Source organism: Agrobacterium sp. SOY23 (assembly GCF_027212525.1).
Lineage (GTDB): Bacteria > Pseudomonadota > Alphaproteobacteria > Rhizobiales > Rhizobiaceae > Agrobacterium > Agrobacterium tumefaciens_I.
In genome coordinates, this window is sequence record NZ_JAPWDT010000007.1 from 258,761 (window position 1) to 277,911 (window position 19,151).

General features: G+C 57.7%; 19 protein-coding genes and 1 pseudogene. 16 read left to right on the forward strand and 4 right to left on the reverse strand.

From position 1 onward, the window contains the following. Positions 1–20 precede the first annotated feature (20 nt). Together O3S81_RS20485 and O3S81_RS20490 are read left to right on the forward strand one after the other, a co-directional pair. On the forward strand, positions 21–1,406 hold the full coding sequence (locus tag O3S81_RS20485) for an MFS transporter (RefSeq protein ID WP_269346160.1): 1,386 nt from the start codon (positions 21–23) through the stop codon (positions 1,404–1,406). 749 nt (positions 1,407–2,155) lie between these two features. After that, the gene (locus O3S81_RS20490) at positions 2,156–3,091 is read left to right on the forward strand and encodes an energy transducer TonB (RefSeq protein WP_269346161.1); all 936 of its coding nucleotides are present in this window, start codon (positions 2,156–2,158) and stop codon (positions 3,089–3,091) included. A gap of 249 nt (positions 3,092–3,340) precedes the next feature. Here O3S81_RS20490 and O3S81_RS20495 read toward each other — a convergent pair whose 3' ends face one another. After that, a complete protein-coding gene (locus O3S81_RS20495) occupies positions 3,341–3,835 on the reverse strand; it encodes a MarR family winged helix-turn-helix transcriptional regulator (protein WP_113082056.1) in 495 nt (164 codons plus the stop codon). 44 nt (positions 3,836–3,879) lie between these two features. Here O3S81_RS20495 and O3S81_RS20500 point away from each other — a divergent pair, with 44 nt between their 5' ends. The 4 genes and pseudogenes from O3S81_RS20500 to O3S81_RS20515 form a co-directional block, all read left to right on the forward strand. Next, on the forward strand, positions 3,880–5,424 hold the full coding sequence (locus O3S81_RS20500; protein ID WP_269346163.1) for an FAD-dependent oxidoreductase: 1,545 nt from the start codon (positions 3,880–3,882) through the stop codon (positions 5,422–5,424). Beyond that, positions 5,402–6,628 carry an MFS transporter gene (locus O3S81_RS20505; protein ID WP_269346165.1) on the forward strand — a complete coding sequence of 409 codons (1,227 nt, stop codon included), beginning with the start codon at positions 5,402–5,404 and terminating at the stop codon, positions 6,626–6,628. Before O3S81_RS20500 ends, O3S81_RS20505 begins: the two co-directional genes overlap by 23 nt. A gap of 239 nt (positions 6,629–6,867) precedes the next feature. Then, positions 6,868–7,803: a patatin-like phospholipase family protein gene (locus O3S81_RS20510; RefSeq protein ID WP_269346167.1), complete on the forward strand. Its 936-nt coding sequence runs from the start codon at positions 6,868–6,870 to the stop codon at positions 7,801–7,803. A 206-nt stretch (positions 7,804–8,009) separates the two neighbouring features. After that, positions 8,010–8,321 (forward strand): annotated as a pseudogene (locus O3S81_RS20515) (CHAD domain-containing protein); the annotation flags it as partial. A 41-nt stretch (positions 8,322–8,362) separates the two neighbouring features. Here O3S81_RS20515 and O3S81_RS20520 read toward each other — a convergent pair. Beyond that, complete coding sequence (locus tag O3S81_RS20520) at positions 8,363–8,599, reverse strand: DUF6894 family protein (protein WP_442864961.1); 237 nt, start codon at positions 8,597–8,599, stop codon at positions 8,363–8,365. A 106-nt stretch (positions 8,600–8,705) separates the two neighbouring features. Beyond that, positions 8,706–9,743 (reverse strand): PAS domain S-box protein, encoded by a 1,038-nt coding sequence (locus O3S81_RS20525; protein WP_113082050.1) that lies wholly within the window; start codon positions 9,741–9,743, stop codon positions 8,706–8,708. 333 nt (positions 9,744–10,076) lie between these two features. Here O3S81_RS20525 and vapB point away from each other — a divergent pair, with 333 nt between their 5' ends. Both vapB and vapC read left to right on the forward strand, forming a co-directional pair. Continuing rightward, positions 10,077–10,307, forward strand: coding sequence for a type II toxin-antitoxin system VapB family antitoxin (gene vapB, locus O3S81_RS20530; protein ID WP_003519381.1), 231 nt, complete (start codon positions 10,077–10,079; stop codon positions 10,305–10,307). Continuing rightward, a complete protein-coding gene (vapC, locus tag O3S81_RS20535) occupies positions 10,307–10,708 on the forward strand; it encodes a type II toxin-antitoxin system tRNA(fMet)-specific endonuclease VapC (RefSeq protein ID WP_038496209.1) in 402 nt (133 codons plus the stop codon). Before vapB ends, vapC begins: the two co-directional genes overlap by 1 nt. Before the next feature lie 75 nt (positions 10,709–10,783). Here the strand turns inward: vapC and O3S81_RS20540 are convergent, their stop codons facing one another. Continuing rightward, a complete protein-coding gene (locus O3S81_RS20540) occupies positions 10,784–11,014 on the reverse strand; it encodes a BrnA antitoxin family protein (RefSeq protein WP_269346172.1) in 231 nt (76 codons plus the stop codon). A gap of 400 nt (positions 11,015–11,414) precedes the next feature. On the opposite strand from O3S81_RS20540, the gene O3S81_RS20545 reads away from it, so the two are divergent. The 8 genes from O3S81_RS20545 (at position 11,415) to nac (ending at position 19,006) form a co-directional block, all read left to right on the forward strand. Beyond that, positions 11,415–11,543, forward strand: a complete 129-nt coding sequence (locus O3S81_RS20545; RefSeq protein WP_269346174.1) for a hypothetical protein — start codon at positions 11,415–11,417, stop codon at positions 11,541–11,543. 249 nt (positions 11,544–11,792) lie between these two features. Next, positions 11,793–12,983, forward strand: a complete 1,191-nt coding sequence (locus O3S81_RS20550) for an ABC transporter substrate-binding protein (protein ID WP_269346175.1) — start codon at positions 11,793–11,795, stop codon at positions 12,981–12,983. A gap of 21 nt (positions 12,984–13,004) precedes the next feature. Continuing rightward, on the forward strand, positions 13,005–13,877 hold the full coding sequence (locus O3S81_RS20555; protein ID WP_035217353.1) for a branched-chain amino acid ABC transporter permease: 873 nt from the start codon (positions 13,005–13,007) through the stop codon (positions 13,875–13,877). 145 nt (positions 13,878–14,022) lie between these two features. Further along, on the forward strand, positions 14,023–15,009 hold the full coding sequence (locus O3S81_RS20560) for a branched-chain amino acid ABC transporter permease (protein WP_269346178.1): 987 nt from the start codon (positions 14,023–14,025) through the stop codon (positions 15,007–15,009). Further along, positions 15,006–15,779 carry an ABC transporter ATP-binding protein gene (locus O3S81_RS20565; protein WP_269346180.1) on the forward strand — a complete coding sequence of 258 codons (774 nt, stop codon included), beginning with the start codon at positions 15,006–15,008 and terminating at the stop codon, positions 15,777–15,779. Before O3S81_RS20560 ends, O3S81_RS20565 begins: the two co-directional genes overlap by 4 nt. Further along, positions 15,769–16,512, forward strand: coding sequence for a branched-chain amino acid ABC transporter ATP-binding protein (locus O3S81_RS20570; RefSeq protein WP_080828768.1), 744 nt, complete (start codon positions 15,769–15,771; stop codon positions 16,510–16,512). The genes O3S81_RS20565 and O3S81_RS20570 overlap by 11 nt, the downstream gene beginning before the upstream one ends. Before the next feature lie 36 nt (positions 16,513–16,548). Then, on the forward strand, positions 16,549–17,757 hold the full coding sequence (locus O3S81_RS20575; protein ID WP_269346182.1) for an aspartate transaminase: 1,209 nt from the start codon (positions 16,549–16,551) through the stop codon (positions 17,755–17,757). A 310-nt stretch (positions 17,758–18,067) separates the two neighbouring features. After that, positions 18,068–19,006 (forward strand): nitrogen assimilation transcriptional regulator NAC, encoded by a 939-nt coding sequence (gene nac, locus O3S81_RS20580; RefSeq protein WP_269346184.1) that lies wholly within the window; start codon positions 18,068–18,070, stop codon positions 19,004–19,006. Positions 19,007–19,151 lie beyond the last annotated feature (145 nt).

Genomic DNA, 19,151 nt, shown 5'->3' on the forward strand with positions numbered 1-19,151 from the left:
GACGGGTCGAGGAGGAAATCATGAATATCATGCAGCCACAGATGGCTGACGCGACGGCTGTTGCCGATCCGCAGGCCGACATCAGCGCCCGACTGGAGCGCCTTCCTATCACAAGAGAAGTATTCTGGGCTCGCAACATTGTGGGGGCCGCAACCTTCTTCGATGGTTACACGGTGATCGCCATTGCCTATGCGATGCCGGTTCTCGTCCGGGAATGGGGGCTCAGCCCATCCCAGACGGGCATGATCCTGTCGATGGGATACCTTGGGCAACTCATTGGCGCCATCCTGTTCGGCTGGCTCGCGGAAAAGATCGGTCGGCTGAAAGTCCTGCTGTTCACCATTCTGTTGTTTGTCAGCATGGATGTTGCCTGCCTTTTCGCCGCGGGCGCCGGCATGATGATGGCGTTTCGCTTCGTACAGGGGATAGGCACCGGCGGGGAAGTACCTGTCGCCAGTGCATACATTAACGAGTTGATCGGCTCGAAAGGTCGCGGTCGCTTTTTCCTGCTCTATGAAGTCATGTTCCTGCTCGGCCTCGTTGGCGCCGGTCTGATCGGCTACTTCATGGTTCCAGTCTACGGCTGGAAAGCAATGTTCGTCGTGGGTCTGGTGCCCGCGATCCTGATGATTCCGCTGCGGTGGTTTCTGAAAGAATCCCCGCGCTGGCTGGCGGCAGCCGGCCGGCATGATGAGGCCAACGCTATAGTAACACGTATGGAAGAAAGCGCTCGAGCCTCCGGGAAGGAGCTTCCCGAGCCACGGATCATCGCAAAGCCTGTCAAGCGTACATCCGACTGGAAGGAACTGTTCCAGGGAATCTATCTGAAACGCACCCTGTCGATCTGGGCGATGTGGTTCTGCGCCTACATGGTGGCGAACGGAACGATTACCTGGCTGCCGACGCTCTATCGCCAGACCTTCAATCTGCCGCTCGAGACAAGCATTCTGTATGGCTTCATGACATCCGCGGCAGGCGTGGTCGCTGCCGTCATTTGCGCACTGCTGATCGACAAGGTCGGTCGCAAACGCTGGTATGCAGGGGCGCTGCTTCTGGCTCCCGTGCCCCTTGCCATTCTGGCGTGGCTGGGCGCGACATCGCCCATGCAGGTACTGATCCTTGCAGGCCTCGCATACGCCATCGTGCAGACCGTGACCTTCTCACTGTATCTGTATTCGGCGGAAATCTACCCGACCCGCATGCGTGCAATCGGCACGGGTGCTGGCAGCGCCTGGCTGCGTCTCGGTTCCTCCGCCGGTCCCATGCTTGTGGGGTTCGTGATGTCATCAATGGGCATTCAGTACGTGTTTGCGACCTTCGCCGTCGTTCTGGTCGTTGGTGCTGTTGTGACGATGCTGTTTGCGGTGGAGACCAAAGGCAAGGTTCTCGAGGAACTGTCCCCGTAAGAACGAAGCGGAGCTTCCTCACCGGCTTTCTGACCGCCCCTTGGGTCACCCGAGGGGCGGTCGCATTTCCACCACTGTGACGTCATTGTGTTCCTGTTGCGGACCTCTTATTTTCGCAAGGAACTGAGGCGGCTTTTTAACAATATAGAATCTGCGCACGCAGAAGGGGCGACACTAAATATTTCCTCGCCTTGCCGGCCTCTACCGGGGTGGACGTGGGGCGCGTTTGGATGCCAAAAGCTGATCTGCCGATGAACGTGTTTGATCAAACTCGCCAGGTTGGCGGGTTCAGTGAAACAACGGATCGTAGGTTCGAATTTGTTCAAGAGCTAATTGGATGAGAGTCGTTTATCCGTGAACCAAAGTGCGCCGGATCGTAAGCTAAAGTCCGGACTTGAACTTTTGGACACCCGCGTGATTGTGAGAGACGGACAAATCGGAGAAAAAACTCTCCGATCCTAACTTAATCGGTGTTGGAGTTTACATGATCAGAAAATCGATAATGGCTGTATCGCATGCGGTTCTTGCCGTACCCAATCCCCTCCGCGCCCAGCGATGCCCTCCACCAGCCATGCAGCAAAATAAGGGAAATGCCGCATTGGTTTCCTGCGTTGTAGCTGCCCAAATTTCGCACAAGGATATCTCGCTTATAGCCGCGGCCACTTCGAGGCCGAGGTGAACGCAGAAGTCTGTGAATGATTGGCCCATGAATTGACAAAACTGAATTCCGACTAAGGCGCGAGATGATGATGCCAAAAATGCAGATTGTATTAGGGCTCGTCGTGGCCAGTGTTGTGGCGCTGTCTGGACTGGCTGCACCTGCTATAGGTGCTTCGAGTATTGAACAGGGAATAGATTTACAGTTCACGCCACCGAAGGGTCTTTGTCAGGTCGATCCGTCACGCTCGAAAGCAGACCAGTACCTTTGGACTAGTCTTCCTGATAAAAAGACGGCCGAATTGACACATACATTGTTTGTCGATTGCCTTCCGCTGGAACAGGCGCGGAAAGGTGACTTTTCGGGTAAAATGCCAACGAATGTGATTTTTCTCGCAGTGATTCCGCGTACAAAAGACCAGACACCTCCCATCCCATACAATCTGAAAGATTTAGTGTCGGCTTTGGTAGCGAGGGACGCGCCGCGTTATAAGGACGCAAAGCCGTTTTTTGGGTCGCGGAAAGAGACAGCCGACGTTTTCGCATTACTCGGCAGCGACGAAAACGGCGTGTATTACGGCATCCGAAAATTTGACAAATCCGGCAAGGAAATAGGAGGCGGCATTTCGATTTACACGATGATCGAAACATCCCCCATCCTCCTCTGGGTGCTCGCTTTTGAAAACACGATTGATGAAGCCAAGTTTGACACGGCAAAGCAGCTGGCCGCACAATTACAGGCTGAAAACAGCCGCCCCGTAACAGTAAATCTAAAGGGTCTGCCGCGCTTGGCAAAAAAGGTACAATCCTGCCTCAACGTGCCCGCAGGAGTAGGGGGAAAGGCGGTTGTTTCATTCAAAATCAACGAGGCGGGCGCTCTCGAAGGAACGCCGGTGGTTATCGAGCAGGGTGGTGGCGAAGCGAACGAGGTCATTGGTAAGGCAGCGATAAGGGCGCTTCAAAAATGTCAGCCGTACCTGGAATTCGGTTTGCAAGGCCAATTTCATCTCCCGTTTGTAATTCAATAGGTGGGCCGAAGGTTCGATCTTCATTCAAGAACGAGACTGCTGAAGCTTGAAGCCTCCGGCAATCACGGCGTGACGGAAGGCGGAGATATCATTCCGCTGCCGAAATCTTTCGCAGAAGGCGGTCCCGTGGCGCCGCGATCAGTCACGTGGACCGCCGACCTCGTTCGACACCGCCAGGCCCAAGCATACTCGAGGCCCAAATTCTTGTGAGCGTTCAAGCCCTCCTTGACTTGAACGCCCAAAATCTGCCTATTCGGCCTGCGGGCTCGCGGTTGCCCCTCCCAGGGCGTCTGCGAACTTTCGCATTAACCGCACGAGGTCGTTGACTTCAGCCGTTTCCCAGCTCGCAAAGACGGCGAGGGCGATCCTCTCGCGTGCGGCATCGATTTTGTCGGTCATCGCCTTGCCCTTCGGTGTGACGACGGCCTCGTTCACTCGTCGGTCAACCGGGTTTTGCCGGCGTTCGGCAAGCCCAAGACTCTCCAGCTTAGCGACCTGACGGCTAACCGTGGTGTAATCCCGCCCCACACCTACCGCCAAATCCACGATGCCGATCGGCCCGCGCCGCTCGATCCCGACAAGCAGCGGGAAAAGGGCGCGATCGAGCGCAATTCCGGCTTCGCGAACAAGCATCTCGTCGCGTTGTGGTTGGTTCATCAGGCTAACGATATCAATCAGCGAACCGTGCAGGTCACGAATTTTTTTGCGAATGTGTGTATTTTGCACATTTTTTGTTGACGACATGTCGAGTCTCCTATTATGTGCATAATACACACATGGAGACGGACATGACAAACCATTTTGACGCAGATGTACTCATCTGCGGTGCGGGAGCGGCTGGCCTGACGTTAGCTATCGAATTCGCACGGCGGGGTGTTTCTTTCCGCTTGGTCGAAAAGGCCAGCGAACCGTTCCCGGGCTCGCGAGGCAAGGGCATCCAGCCACGGACCCAGGAGATTTTCGAGGATCTCGGTATCCTTGACAAGGTCGTTGCGGCTGGCGGCGTCTACCCGCCCATACGCGATGATCGCAGCGACGGCAGCTTCATAGCAAAAGATTTCGGGGAGCGGTCTCATGCGACACCAGCGGAGCCCTATCACATTCCGCTGATGATTCCGCAATTCCTGACGGAAAAGATCATGCGTGACAGGCTGGCCGAGCTGGGGGCCCGAGTTGAATTCCGATGCCAACTGACCGCGTTCGAGCAGGACGGTCATGGGGTCACTGCCCATCTGTCTCGCTCAACCGTCGGCGAGACTGTTCGCGTACGCTATCTGGTCGGCGCGGATGGAGGGCGCAGCTTCGTACGGCACGCACTTGGCATTGCATTTCCCGGCAAAACGTTGGGTGTGCGCGCGATCGTTGCCGATGTCGTGCTCAACGGACTTGGTCGGGATGTATGGTGGCAGTTCAATAGCGGCGACACACAGCGGATGATCGCCATTTGCCCGCTCGGAGGAACCGATCTGTTCCAGATTCAAGCGCCGATTCCACCGGAGGGGGAGGTTGACCTCTCTGCCGAGGGATTGGAAAAGCTGATTGCCGACCGGACAGGCCGCAACGACGTGAAGGTGCAGACGGTCACCTGGGCGTCGACCTATACGATGAACGCCCGGCTCGCCGACAGCTATCGGGCAGATCGCATCTTCCTGACGGGAGATGCCGCCCATATCCACCCGCCGACGGGCGGCCAGGGTCTCAACACCAGCGTACAGGATGCTTACAATCTCGGCTGGAAACTTGCATCCGTGCTTTGCGGAGCCGAGGATGGGCTTCTCGACAGTTACGAGGCGGAACGCCGCCCGGTAGCGGCGGAGGTTCTAGGCCTGTCGAGCCGACTGCTCGATGCCGGAAAGCAGGGGGAGATTCGCCGTGGCCGTGAGGTGCACCAACTTGATATCGGCTATCGGCAATCGCCACTCGTCCTTGGCCCCGCCAGCCGCAGCCATGGCCTGCGCGTGGGCGATCGCGCCCCGGACGCACCGGTCGAAGGAGCGGCAGGCCAGCCTTCGCGGCTCTTCCGATTGTTCGCCGGGACGCATTGGACGCTGCTTGCGAACGGGGAACGCAGCGTGGCACCCCGATCCGGATTGCATATCCACCGTCTCGGCCAGCGCGGCGACTTGCTCGATTCGTTCGGGCATGTTCGCGACGCGTACGGCTTGGCGCCGGACGAGTGCGTACTGATCCGGCCCGACGGATATGTCGGCGCGATGCTGACACTGGATGCCGAGGGGACGCCGCAGCTCGAAACCTATCTGGAGCGCGTCGGCCTGGGAGTGCGTAGAACTCGATGCGGGAGGCGGGACCATGACGACCAGCTCGCTGTCTGAAGTCGCTTCGGCAAAACCGCTCGATTGGCGGATTATCCTTCCGGTCTTCGCGATCGTCTTCGCCCACGCTTCGGGCACCGCTGCGGTCTTGCCCGTGCTGCCATTCCATATCCGCGGCATGGGTGGTTCTCCCCTTGTTCTCGGCATTGTCGTTGCCGCAGAGGCTGTCGGCCAGTTTGCCTCGGCCCCCGCCCTCGGCCAGTTGTCGGATCGTTTGGGCCGGAAGCGCGTTTTGTTGATCAGCCAACTGATTGCCGCCGGCAGCCTTTTGCTGCTCGCGATTGCACCCAGCGTCGCATTCATCCTGTTGGCCCGCGCACTATTTGGGCTGACGGCGGGAAACATATCTGTCACTGCAGCCTATATTGCGGACCATACCGATATCGGAAATCGCAGGCGGGCCATCGGCGTTCTGATGGGAGGTGCAGGCCTTGGCGGTATTGTCGGCGCGGGGCTTTCGGGCGTTTTGTCCGACATATCCTTGACCACACCCATCGTAGCTGCATTTGGTCTTGTGGTTGCCTCAATCGTTGTCACGTCTCTCCGCCTGGATGCCGGGCAACCGACAGGGTTCATAAAAAGGCGGAATCCCGGCGAAAACACCTCGTTTCGGGCGATCCTTGCGTCGCCGGTCCTGCGTGCTCTCGTCGTCATTATGCTCTGCCACTTCTTCGCCTACGGCACGTATATCTCGCAGATGCCCGTGTTTCTTGGTGATACATTCACATGGAGCGGTCATGCATTTGGCGCGAAGGAATTAAGCTATCTCATCATGACGGATGGAGCAGTCAACGTCTTTGCCCAACTCTTCCTGCTGGGCTGGCTTGGCAAATATCTCACCGAGCGCAATTTGATTCTCCTGATATTCCTCCTGATTTCCGTGGGCTTCCTCACGGCTGGTCTCGCCAGCAGCATACCCGTGCTTGTCATCGCTGTTGTGTGTGTCAGCATCGGCGATGCACTTGCAAAGCCGACTTACCTCGCGGCACTGTCTATCCATGTCCCTTCCGAACGGCAGGGCATGGTCTTGGGTGCCGCACAATCCCTGGTCGCGGTGACGGACATTATTACGCCAGTGTTGGGCGGGTTTATATTGGGATATGCGCTATATAGCCTGTGGATCAGCATCGCTGTCGCTGTGGCGATTACCGGAGCCGCCATCGCGGCGGCGCGGCTCCCGCGGTACGGCGGCGCCGAGGCGTGACAATGCACCGTGGGCCGGTATTCGTCGGGGCTTGGTCAAGTCTGATGGGACTCTGTGTCCTCGCTTTGGTCCTCTTGGGCGGGTGCGCGGCACCCGCTCGCCCGACGTACAGCTCATCGGAAGCTAGCCGAGCGCAGCTCCCCGGTTTTGAAAATATCAGGGCTCATGCGGATGACCCGCGGCCTCCGAAATCGGTGTACGACCCATGGCGGCCGATCACAGGAAAGGATAAACCCGCCATGCTCGCCATATCGGGCGGTGGTGCTGGCGGAGCTTTCACGGTTGGTGTTCTTTCCGCCTGGAGCGAACTTGGTACCCGGCCACGGTTTCAGGTCGTCACCGGTGTCAGTACAGGAGCACTCATCGCGCCATTCGCGTTCCTGGGCACCCAGTATGATAAGCGGCTAAGGAGTCTCTATCTTTCCGATCAACCCCGCAGTCTCGTTGACCTCAACTGGAGAGGGCTTGGCGTTTTTTCCCCAAGTCTTCTTCAAGGAAACGCACTCCGTGAGATGGTCGAAGACAACATCACGCCGGAAATCCTCGGCCAGATTGCGCGAGAACATCGTGCAGGTCGTCGCCTTCTCGTGATGACGACGAACCTCGATACCCAGCGCGCGGTCGTCTGGAACATAGGAGCTATCGCCAGCAGCGAAAGGGTGGACGCTCTCCCGCTGGTTCGCCAGTTATTGATCGCTTCAGCAAGCGTTCCGGGTATCTTCCCGCCTGTTTCCATCAACACGGTAGTTGACGGCAGGCTCATTGAGGAGCTGCATTCCGACGGAGGCAGCTCGGCGCAGTTTTTCACGTTGCCTGAACACCTGATCGTCGCACCAGGCCGTACTGGCGAGGGGAAATTGCACATCTATGTCATCATTAACAACGCGCTAATACCGGAGTTTTCGATGACTGCCAGCAAGGCGTTGCCCATTATGGCAAGAGCGTATGCTATACTTCTGAAATCACAAACCAAGCAGGGGTTGATCGCGCTGTATAATTTTACTCAGAGGTCGGGCATTGATTTGGATATCGCGTCGATTGATGAGCAGGTGCCCTATTCCATGGTCGACCCGCTGAACGGCGTCTATATGCGCACAGTTTATCGAATCGGCTACCGGAAGGCATTCGGGGATCACCTTTGGACTCAGTACCCGCAGTTTACCATTTCCCAATGACTTCAGCGGAGCAACAAAAGTAAGTAGTTCACATTAATTGCTATGGATCGGTTCACAGGTTCTCTGATGGGCAAGAATCAATTAGGTACTTGATGCAACTTCAAAAATTAGGTGCACCGCTTTCGACAGACCGCCTTATCCTGCGCGAATTCACAAGAGGCGATTTCCTCGACTATTCAGCATACTGAACTGCCGTTCAACCAGATGACGAGCATCGGTATGAGGCCCGGAAGGACGCAAAGAAACTACGCTACGCGGCAGAGTTTTTCCGTGGCCTGTTTCCTGACAAGCGAGGCGCGCGTCGGTACAAGCGTTTCGTTGGCACCATGGAGATGCTGCAGGACGAGCTAGGTGCGCTGAATGATCTTGCGACCGGACCAGAGGTCTTGGAGAAGCACGGTCTGAATGACCTGCCGGGGACCGATGACCTGATCGTCCACGCCAGCAAGACGAAATTGATCGAAAGTGCTCAAGCCGCTCTGGACGATGTACTTGATGCCAAGCGGTTCTGGCGCTGAAGCCGAGGTGCTCGAGGAGAAGGCATCAGCGATCAAACCGATCACTCGAACCGAACAACGGATTTAAGCGGGATTTTAGCGACCAGTACGCCGTCGCCCCTGACTACCTCGAATTCTGCGCCGTCCACAATCTCATCCTTGAGGATTTTTTCCGCCAGCATTTCTCTTGCAGCTTGCGCTGCCTCGATATAGGCGCGTTTATCGTTCGACAGCATCGTCCCTTCCGTATCTTCGGAGAGGCCGTCGGCGTCCCGGACGTGGAAAAAATACCGCGGCATTGCCCGTCTTTCTGTTTTACCATGCAGATTTGTACAACCTCTTCCCACGAAGTTGGTTCCGTTCAAAACGAAGGGCGGTTCGGGGGCAGAGTTTGTGATGTCCCGGCTATTTGGTCGTCACTTCGTTCAGGGTAACGTGAATGGAAACGCCCGCTGGCATCCACGTCCGCTCGATCCTGGCATTGAGGCTTTGCGACAACGTTGCCTCCAGGATTCTACCGAAACCCGACGACGATGCGGGTGGCACATCGGAGCATGTGGGGCCATTGGCTTCGAGCCACACAATCTCCAACCGATCTGCTCGGGCTGCTGCCTGAATATCAAGGGTGCCATTCTCGACAGAAAGCGCTCCGTACTTAGAAGAGTTCGTCGCAAATTCATGAAAAAGGAGAGCGATGTTTGTAACCGTGCCTTGCTGTATGGTTACATCTTCACCGGAAAGCGTCCAAGGTCTCCGGTCGTCTTGCCCGTACGGTGCCAGGATACTTGAAAGAAGCTGAAACAGGCTTGTTTCGCTATTTTCGAGAGCGTGGCCCGTGAGAGTTGGCAACGTTATCTCATGGGCTCTGGCCAATGCCGATAGCCGCTCTCGCATTTCGAGGGCGAGTTCGCCCGGCGTCGCCGCGCTTCGAGCGGCCAAGGCAATGATGCTGCCGGTCACCGAAAAGAGGTTCTTTATGCGGTGATGCAACTCTCTCAATAGCAATTCGCGTTCATCGGCATGGCGCTTGCTATCTGAAATGTCTCTGGCGATTTTTGAGGCGCCGATAATGCGGCCTCTGCTGTCGACAATTGGCGAGATGGTCAGCGAGATATCGATCAAGGTGCCATCTTTGCGGCGTCGCACCGTTTCAAAATGGTCGACGCGCTCGCCTGCCTGAATGCGCGCCAATATGGACGGCTCTTCGTTTTTCCGATCCTCGGGGATAACAATTGTTATCGGTTGGCCAACAGCTTCGTCCGCGGTGTATCCAAAAATTCGCTCAGCGCCTTTGTTCCAGGTCGTGATAACCCCTGACAAGTTTTTGCTTACTATCGCATCATCTGAGGATGCGACGATTGCAGCAAGAAAGTCAGCCGCCTCAAACGGCAGCACTCGCATATCTTGATCGGCTCTTGCTTCCCGCTCATCCGGAATCCCCATCGTCTCCTCCAAGCTTCATGTCAGGCGCCCACACATTTCGCCCTTCATTAATGCGTCAAAAAGAACGTGCCCGTCAAACGTTGTGCGCACCCTCGCGCGGGCGTGTTCAGCTATCGACGATACCTTGCAATTCCAGGCGAAGGCACCGATCCCTTGCCTCTCAATTCATGACAACAGATGGGCCGAAGGTTTGATTTTCATCAAGGCGAAGACGACTGGTTGCAATGCTGATCGCAGGTGCCCAAGCAGACCTACAATGTATATCCCATTGACATATCCCAAGCGAAGAACTATATAGGCTACGCAGTTATTGATGCAATCCGGAGGATGTAGATGGAACAGGGTGCAGTATTCCAGAGCAATCGGAGCCAGGCAATACGTTTGCCAAAGGCGGTCGCTTTGCCCGATGACGTAAAGCGTGTCGATATCGTTGCGGTGGGACGCACTCGCATCATCGCACCCGCCGGTGAGATCTGGGACAGTTGGTTTGAAGGGGCGGAGGTGACATCCGACTTTATGATTGAGCGTGACCAGGCTGCTCCGCAGGAGCGCGAGGCATTCTAATGCTAAAGTATATGCTGGATACCAACATCTGCATTTTTACGATCAAGAATCGACCTCAGCAAGTGCGCGACGCGTTCAATCGCTCACATGATCAGCTTTGCATCAGCTCGGTCAGCCTAATGGAATTGATTTACGGAGCGGAAAAGTCAGCCAGTCCAGAAAAGAACCTTTCTGTTGTGGAGGGCTTCGCGGCGCGCCTCGAGGTGCTGCCATACGATGAATTAGCAGCAAGCCATACGGGTCAATTGCGGGCCGAACTGGCGCGCAGTGGCACTCCGATCGGTCCATATGATCAGTTGATTGCGGGGCACGCGCGCTCGCGCGGATTGGTTATGGTTACCAATAATCGTCGTGAATTTGATCGCGTACCCGGATTACGAGTGGAAGACTGGACTTCCTAGTTTCAAACATGGATCACCTGGCGGATCCCGTAAGCATTCAACTACCGGGTCGTCGCACAATATCCCATTAAGAGCTTAATTGGACATATTCATTGCGGCTCGCAAGGTATCGTTGATGCGCTCTTGCCAGCCAGGACCGTCTGCCTGAAAATGCGCGAGGACATCGCTGTCGATCTTCAATGATACAAGCTCCCTGGTGTTAGGGATTGCAGGTCGTTCGACGGCCGGCGCTGCGACCTTCTTTGCCGGTTTGAACAGTGCCTCGGCTGCGTCTTTCGGATTGGACGGTCGTCGGGATGTTGCCATGGTCATATCCTCTTGTGTCGTGCACTTGAACAGCGCAGCCGATCAGTTTTTGTTTCCAGGCTGTATGCCCACACAGCGGTGGTCGCAAGCCACGTGTAGCGGGCAGCCGAAGGAACGTAATTGCTGCTGATAAACTGGTCAGCCGCCCCGCAATCCGGAAGAGATCGCATATCGCGAAGTGAAACTCCACTGGCTTCCTGCAACTGCCGAACTGGTTGGAGGAAGCCTCACCCGACAATAGCCTTCGATCTCCGCTAGGAGTTTAGTTTCTATAATAGCGTCTAATCGCAACTGGGGCGTCAAGATTGAATTTCTCTGAAGATCGCTGCCGGGTGCATGGTTGTCTTCGCGGTCGACACCAGGCGCCGCATGATAGAGCTACGCAGCACGAGCCTTCAATATGGACGACGCATTCAGCCGAGACAGCGATGCAACCCATCAGTTCATATTGATGCGCCTGGCTTCGACCGAGCCAACTTCCATGAAGAATTCAATGGTGAAGTGGTCGCATTTTTCCGGCGATATCTGAGGGAGTGAACTGCCTGATGCAGAATGCAGGAATCTGCCTTTCAGCCGAGGCAAGATGACCGCTTTGCGGCCTTTGGCCCCGACATAAGGAAACGCTATAGCGGCAGAAAGGACTTGTGTTGGCAAAATATCCGGCGATGAACCTACTCTGCCTGAAGATTAGCATGACGTTAATCGAAAAGAACCGCAAAAGCGGCAAAAGCTCGCCCGGCCAAAGCCGGAACAGATAAATCCGAAAAGGAGTGGGAACATGAAAAACGGTATTACTCGCAGACTTCTACTAGTTTCCGCAGCGGTCGCTCCGATCCTGAGCCTGTCGCCGGCGCTCTCCGCCTCCGCTTATGCGGCTGACACCATCCGGCTCGGCCTCGTCGCGCCGATGAGCGGTCCGAATGCGCGCTACGGCGCGTTCTCCATGCACGGCGCGGAACTCGCGGTAAAGGACATCAACGCGGCCGGCGGCATCAACGGCGAGCAGATCGAACTTTTTAACGCCGACAGTCAGGGCACGCCGGTCGAAGGTGTTTCGGCCACACGCCGCCTGATCGATCAGGACGAGGTGGATTTCGTCATTGGCGACGTCTCCAGCTCCGTGACGCTTGCGATGCAGCCTGTCGCTGAAGATGCGGAAATTCTGCTGCTGAACGCCGCATCCTCCAACCCGAAGATCACCTATCAGGCGGGTGTCGGCGGTTTCAAATGGACATTCCGCAATTATCCGACGGATGAGAACCGTGCGCTCGTCGTGGCGAAATATGCCGCCGAACAGCGCGGTTTCACGAAGTTCGCCGTCCTTTCGGTCGATAGCGACTACGGCCGCTCCGCCATCACCTTCACCAAGAAATACCTGCCCGACTTCAAGGGCGAAATTCTCAGCGAGGATTATTACAAGGAAGGCGAAGTCGACTTCCGCAGCGTGCTGGCGAAGATCCGCGACAATGGCGCGCAGGCGATCATCATGTATGGTCTGGCCGATACCACGCCGATCGTCGCCCGCCAGATGCTGGAACTCGGGCTTGCCGGCAAGGTCGTGCTGATCGGCAATGGCGAATTCAACACCGAAAAGACGATCAAGTCAGCACCGAAAGCCATGGAGGGCGCCGTGGAAGCCGCCGCCTGGCTGCCGCAGTTCGATAGTCCGGCCAGCAAGGCCTTCGTGGAGAAATTCACCGCCACATATAAGGAAGCGCCGAACAATCACGCCTATGTGCACTGGGATACCGTCAACCTGCTCGCTCAGGCGATAAAGGAAGCCGGAAGCGCTGATCGCAATGCCGTCCGCGAGGCCCTCTCGAAGATCAAGTACAAGAGCCCGGTCGGCGAAGTGACCTTCGACGATCACAATCAGGCCCGCCTTCCGATGATCCTTCTCCAGATCGAGAACGGCAAGCCCAGCATCAAGGGCGCTTATACGGCGGAAATCCAGTACCCTGCGAACTGACAGACCGGGAGGGGTACAGCCATGTTCTCGACAATTCTCGAGCAAGTCGTAAACGGGATCGTCACCGGTTCCGTCTATGCGATCGTCGCCGTCGGCATGACCATGATTTTCGGGGTGCTGAGAGCCATCAACTTCGCTCATGGCGAATATTACATGCTCGGAACCTTCGGGGCGTGGTTCGCCATCGATTATCTCGGCCTGTCCTATGAGGCCTCGATCGTCGTCGGTGTTCTTTCCACCGTTGTCGTGGCCTATGTGGTCGGCCAGCTGGTGATGCGCAGAATGGTAGGGGCGCCGGCGGAGTCCGGCGTTCTCGCCACCCTCGGCATCGCGCTGATCCTGCAGAACACGATCATTTTCGTCTTCGGCGGCGGCTACAAGTTTTTCGCCGGTGGTTACATCGAGCCGATTTCCATTCTCGGCTTCACCCTGGCGCAGCAGCGCGTGCTCATTCTGGTCGTGTGTCTCATCGTTTTCGTCGGTCTGGAACTGATGGTGACCTATAGCCGTCTCGGTATGGCGATGCGGGCGGTCTCGCAGAATGTGGAATGCTGCGGCGTGGTCGGTATCGATGTATCGCAGGTCGTGTTGCGCACCTTCATTCTCGGCGCCGCGCTAGCCGCACTGTCAGGTGTGCTGACCGCGCCGGTCAATGTCAGCGTCTATGGCGGCATGGGGGAGCTCATCACCTTCAAGACCCTGCCGATCATCATCATGGGCGGTCTTGGAAACGTGCGCGGCACCTTCTTCGCGGCCATGATCCTCGGCATCGCCGAAAGCCTCGTCGCCACCTATGTCGGTCTGCAATTTCGCGACACGGTCGGCTTTGCAACGCTGATCCTGATGCTGATGTGGCGTCCGCACGGCCTGTTTTCGACGCAGGCGCGCTTTTAGAGCATTTCCAGGAAAAGTGGCCCCCGGTTTTCCGTCCGGAAATGCGGAAAAACAAAGAGTTAGAGCGCTTTGGCGATTCGAAGAAAAAGCCAAAACGCTCTAGAAGCCGCGCCCGCCGAATTTACTCGAATTTTGAGGACTCGACATGTCTCTCACAGACACCGTTCCCCAGGCACGCCGCCGCGATCTGCGCATTCCGCTCGCCGCCGTCCTGATCGTCGTCGCGCTGGCCGCGCCCTTCATCGGCACGCGTTACGTTACCCATTCGCTCATCATCGCCCTTATCTTCATGCTGCCGGCGCACGGGCTCAATCTGCTCGTCGGCTATACCGGCCTGCTGTCGCTGGCGCAGGCGGCTTTCTTCGGCATTGGCGCCTATACCGCCGGCCTGCTGGCGGTGCACTATGAAACGCCGTTTTATGTGAACCTGATTGCCGCCGGCCTGGTTTCCGGCGCGCTCGCCCTGCCGCTCGGCATTCCGGCTTTGCGGCTTCGCTCGACATCCTTCGTCATGTGTACGCTCGGTTTCGTCATCATCGGTCAGGCAATCGCCAAGAACTGGATTTCGCTGACCCGCGGCGACATGGGCCTTTCCGGCATACCTAAACCCTATTTCGAGCTTGGCCTGCTCTCCTTCACCGTCAGCGGAACCACCAGTTTCTATTATCTGGCTCTGGCCATCTGCGTGCTGGGAACGCTTGCCGCATGGGCAATCGTCCGCTCGCCGGCTGGCCGCAACATGGTCGCCATCCGCGAAAACGAAACGCTGGCGGAATCCCTCGGCGTTCCCACCTGGCGTTACAAGCTGATCGTCTTCATGCTGAGCGCCGTCTTTGCCGGGGTAGGGGGCAGCCTCTATGCACACTATTTAACGGTGGTCAGCCCGCTGACCTTCCAGATGTATTATTCGACGACGATGCTGATCATCGTTCTTGGCGGTGGCGCGGGCATGATTTCGGGAACCGTGTTCGGCAGCCTGCTTTTCGTCGGTCTGACGGAGGCGCTGCGTGTCGCGCCAGAAGTGCGGATGATCGCCTATGGCTTCTGCCTTCTCGTTCTCGTTTTCTGGTTCAAAAAAGGCTTTGCTCCCCTGATCAATCGCTTCTGGAACGCGATCGGAGGCTCGAAATGACGGCTCATCTTCCCATCCTCGAGATAAAGAACCTCAGCAAGTCCTATGGCGCGGTGAAGGCGGTCAACGATGTCAGCATGCACATCGATCGCGGCGAGATCGCCGGGTTGATCGGGCCTAACGGCTCGGGAAAGTCCACCTTCTTCGATTGCAGCACCGGGCTTGCCCGGCCGGATACCGGCAAGGTGATACTCGACGGACAGGACATCACCGGCTGGTCGCTCAACCGCATCGCCCGCGAAGGCCGCATGCTCCGGTCGTTCCAGAAGACGGTAACCTTCAAGGCGCTCGATGTGGAGGAGAACCTCGTCATCGCCGGCCAGATGTTCACCTTTCCCTCGCTCCTGTCGACATTCGGCCTCGGCGGCATGTCGCGCCGCCGCGTCGCCGGGTTGAGAGAGCGGGCGCGCGAGCTGATCAAGATGGCGGGGCTGTGGGACGTTCGCCATCAGCCCGCCGGCAATCTGTCCGGCGGCCAGCAGAAACTCATCCAGTTCGCCTCCATGCTGATGCCGGAGCCGAAGCTCATCCTGCTGGACGAGCCGATGGCGGGCATCAATCCGAAGATCATCGAGCGCGTGGTGGAAACGATCCAATATGCGAATAAATCGCTCGGCGTCAGCTTCCTCGTCATCGAACATAATATCGATGTCGTCACCAGCATCTGCCAGCGTGTCGTCGTGCTCGATCAGGGAACGAAACTGGTCGAGGGACTGCCGCATGACATCATCAAGGACCAGCGTGTGAGGGAGGCCTATCTTGGCGGCTGACAGCAATCTTTCCATCAAGGGCCTGCGCGCCGGTTACGGCAATCTCGATATCCTCAACGGCGTCGATCTCGACGTGCCGGCCGGGCAATTCGTGGCCCTCATGGGACCAAACGGTGCGGGCAAATCCACCCTGCTCAAGACGCTCTACGGCATGACCACCATCAAGGAAGGTGGCATCGACTGGCGTGGCAAAAATATCGCCGGATTGTCGTCGCGCGCCATTCTGGGCGAGGGCATATCCTTCGTGCCGCAGGGCCGCTGCAACTTCCCGGTCATGACGGTCGATGAAAACCTGCAAATGGCCGCCTATACCATCCGCGATGCAAAGGTGAAGGCGGACCGGGATTATGTCTACGACCTTTTCCCGATCCTCAAAACCCGGCGCTCGACGCTCGCCGGCAACATGTCGGGCGGCGAGCAGCAATTGCTCGAAGTGGCAATGGCGGTTCTGCAACGGCCGAAGGTACTGCTGGTGGATGAGCCCTCGGTCGGCCTGTCACCGGCCGCAATCGGCATCGTGTTCGACGAACTGCTGCGCCTGCATGCGAACGGCATGACCATCCTGCTGGTCGAGCAGAACACCAAAAAGGCGATGGAAGTGGCGCAGCGCGCCGTCATCCTCCGTCTCGGCAAGGTGATCTGGGACGGCACGCCGGCGGAGATCACCCATGACGAACTTGGCGAATTGTTCCTGACCGGAAAGATGCGCGGCGAACTCGAAGCCGCGCACTGATTGGTCCAAAGCTTTAGATTGAGACGAGGAAAGACCATGAGCACTTTCGTGCCAGCATCACGCGTATCGAAAATCAAGGTATCGCCAAGCACGGCGGCCGCGGCCCGCGCCCGCGAACTGAAGGCCGCAGGCCGCGATATCGCCGACCTGACGGTGGGCGAGCCGGATTTCGATACGCCGGAAGCCGTCAAGGCGGCGGCCCATGCCGCCATCGACCGTGGAGAGACGAAATATACCGCCGTCAACGGCACGCCGGCGCTTCGCAAGGCGATCATCGGCGACTTCCAGAACCGTCTCGGCATCACCTATGGCGATAGCGAAATCTGCGTTGGCGGCGGCGCCAAGCAGATCCTGTTTCTGGCGCTGATGGCAAGCGTGGAGAATGGCGCGGAAGTTATCATTCCGGCTCCCTACTGGGTGTCCTATCCCGATATGGTCATCGCCAATGACGGCACGCCCGTCATCGTCGCATGCCCGGAGGAAACGGGCTTCAAACTGACAGCCGAGGCGCTTGAAGCGGCGATCACCCCCAGGACGCTGTGGTTGATCCTCAACGCGCCTTCAAATCCGACGGGCGCTGCCTATAGCGAGGCGGAGCTGAAGGCGCTGGGCGAGGTTCTGCTGCGGCATCCGCATGTCATGGTTCTTTCCGACGATATCTACGATCAGGTCTGGTTCAGGGATGAGCCGATGAAGACCCTCGTTGCGGTCGTTCCAGAACTGAAGGAGCGGGTGCTCCTGACCAACGGCGTTTCCAAGTCCTATGCCATGACGGGATGGCGGATCGGTTATGGGGCAGGGCCGGCGGCGCTCGTCGCCGCCATCAACAAGTTGCAGTCACAAATGTCGTCCTGCCCGTCCTCGGTCAGCCAGGCCGCCGCCGCCCATGCGCTTTCCGGCGACCAGACATTCGTGGCGGAAAGCGTCGCCGTCTATAAAAAGCGGCGCGACTACGCCTCATCGCGTCTGAACGCGATCCCCGGCCTCTCCTGCATGGTTCCGGATGGGGCTTTCTATCTCTATCCGAGCTGCGCCGGTGTAATCGGCAGGACGACGGCGGATGGCAAGGCAATCGAAAACGACCTCGACTTCGTTCTTTATCTCCTCGACAGCGTCGGCGTGGCGGCGCTCCAGGGCGCCGCCTATGGGCTTTCGCCCTATTTCCGCATTTCCTTCGCCACTTCCATGGAAGTTCTGGAGGATGCCTGCAACCGCATCGAGCATGCGGTGGCGGCGTTAAGGTAGGGCAAGTCGGCAGGACCGAGGGCGGTCTGTTCAGCGTCCCTCATCCCTGTGCTTGTCACAGGGATCCAGCCAGCCCAAGTCCTTGGGCTGAAAGGACTCTCCCCGTCGCGCAGACGCGCGTCGGCTGGATTCCTGTGACAAGCACAGGAATGAGGGGGAGAGGATTTCCGACCAGCATGAAACATGTATGTCGTTTATTCAGCTCGGTGCATAAAACACTCTATCCCATTGAAATTACGCATCCTCCTAGCAGAAACCCATTCCTGTTTCCGCCCTGATGCGCTAGGATTTCCCCAAAAAGTGGGGACCGATGAGCGTCGATTTCAAAAAACTCAAAAGCTTCGTCAAGATCGTCGATACCGGCAGCGTCTCGCGCGCCGCCGGCATTCTACGGGTAGCGCAGCCGGCGCTGTCGCAGCAGATCGCGTCGCTGGAACAGCACTTCAAGCATCAGCTTCTGCTGCGCAGCAATGTCGGCATCACGCCGACGGAAGCCGGGCTGATCCTTTACCGCCATGCGCAGATCATGCTGAAGCAGATCGAGCAGGCGCAGACCGACATCGAGCGCTCGGCCCGCTCGGTCTCCGGCCGGGTCTCCATCGGGCTCGCCACCTATTCATCGTCCAGCGCGCTGTCCCTGCCGCTCATCAAGGAGATGAGGGCACGGTTTCCCGCCATTACGGTCCATATCAACGACAGTTTCGGCCACATCCTCAGCGAGCTGATCATGACCGGCAAGATGGATATGGCGCTGATCTACACCTCCGATCCCATCAAGGGCGTGACGCTCGAGCCGCTGTTCCGCGAGGAGATGTTCCTCGTCTCGCCCGCCGATATGAAGCTGCCGGCCGAACCCGGTCAGCCGCTTCCACTCTCGGCGCTGGATGGACACGCGATGCTGCTGCCGAGTAAGGCGCATTTCCTTCGCCGGCTCATCGATGAGGGACTTGCCCGGGCGCGGGCGCGGCCGGAGGTCATTTCCGAACTTGAATCCGTGCCTGCTTTGGGTGCTGCGGTGCTAGACGGCCTCGGCTCAACGATCCTTCCGGCCTCCGTTGTTCTGGAAACCCCGAGCTTCAGCGGCGCGCAGCTGCACCCGCTCACAACCCCCGTCATCGACGCCACGGTTTCGCTTTGCGTCTCCGATCATATGCCGCTTTCCGAGCCGGCTCTGGCGGCGCGTTCCGTGCTTCTCGAGATCGTCACCAAGCTCAAGAGCGGCCACCACCCCGGCATCCGCGCCATCTGAATTCGCTATAAGCAAACCCTATGGCGGCAGACCGAGGTTGTGTTGGTAAAGGCCGGCGGAAGCCTTCAATTTTCCATCAGTGAACGGACCCGATCTATGGGTCCCAAAGGCAGCCAGAGAGGCTGCATGGTCGCTCGAGGGAAAC

Excerpts from the sequence above, each read along its gene's own strand:
- O3S81_RS20485 (WP_269346160.1), top strand. The coding sequence starts at position 21 with ATGAATATCATGCAGCCACAGATGGCTGACGCGACGGCTGTTGCCGAT.
- O3S81_RS20490 (WP_269346161.1), top strand. The coding sequence starts at position 2,156 with ATGCCAAAAATGCAGATTGTATTAGGGCTCGTCGTGGCCAGTGTTGTG.
- O3S81_RS20495 (WP_113082056.1), bottom strand. The coding sequence starts at position 3,835 with ATGTCGTCAACAAAAAATGTGCAAAATACACACATTCGCAAAAAAATT.
- O3S81_RS20500 (WP_269346163.1), top strand. The coding sequence starts at position 3,880 with ATGACAAACCATTTTGACGCAGATGTACTCATCTGCGGTGCGGGAGCG.
- O3S81_RS20505 (WP_269346165.1), top strand. The coding sequence starts at position 5,402 with ATGACGACCAGCTCGCTGTCTGAAGTCGCTTCGGCAAAACCGCTCGAT.
- O3S81_RS20510 (WP_269346167.1), top strand. The coding sequence starts at position 6,868 with ATGCTCGCCATATCGGGCGGTGGTGCTGGCGGAGCTTTCACGGTTGGT.
- O3S81_RS20520 (WP_442864961.1), bottom strand. The coding sequence starts at position 8,599 with ATGCCGCGGTATTTTTTCCACGTCCGGGACGCCGACGGCCTCTCCGAA.
- O3S81_RS20525 (WP_113082050.1), bottom strand. The coding sequence starts at position 9,743 with ATGGGGATTCCGGATGAGCGGGAAGCAAGAGCCGATCAAGATATGCGA.
- vapB (WP_003519381.1), top strand. The coding sequence starts at position 10,077 with ATGGAACAGGGTGCAGTATTCCAGAGCAATCGGAGCCAGGCAATACGT.
- vapC (WP_038496209.1), top strand. The coding sequence starts at position 10,307 with ATGCTAAAGTATATGCTGGATACCAACATCTGCATTTTTACGATCAAG.
- O3S81_RS20540 (WP_269346172.1), bottom strand. The coding sequence starts at position 11,014 with ATGGCAACATCCCGACGACCGTCCAATCCGAAAGACGCAGCCGAGGCA.
- O3S81_RS20545 (WP_269346174.1), top strand. The coding sequence starts at position 11,415 with ATGGACGACGCATTCAGCCGAGACAGCGATGCAACCCATCAGTTCATA.
- O3S81_RS20550 (WP_269346175.1), top strand. The coding sequence starts at position 11,793 with ATGAAAAACGGTATTACTCGCAGACTTCTACTAGTTTCCGCAGCGGTC.
- O3S81_RS20555 (WP_035217353.1), top strand. The coding sequence starts at position 13,005 with ATGTTCTCGACAATTCTCGAGCAAGTCGTAAACGGGATCGTCACCGGT.
- O3S81_RS20560 (WP_269346178.1), top strand. The coding sequence starts at position 14,023 with ATGTCTCTCACAGACACCGTTCCCCAGGCACGCCGCCGCGATCTGCGC.
- O3S81_RS20565 (WP_269346180.1), top strand. The coding sequence starts at position 15,006 with ATGACGGCTCATCTTCCCATCCTCGAGATAAAGAACCTCAGCAAGTCC.
- O3S81_RS20575 (WP_269346182.1), top strand. The coding sequence starts at position 16,549 with ATGAGCACTTTCGTGCCAGCATCACGCGTATCGAAAATCAAGGTATCG.
- nac (WP_269346184.1), top strand. The coding sequence starts at position 18,068 with ATGAGCGTCGATTTCAAAAAACTCAAAAGCTTCGTCAAGATCGTCGAT.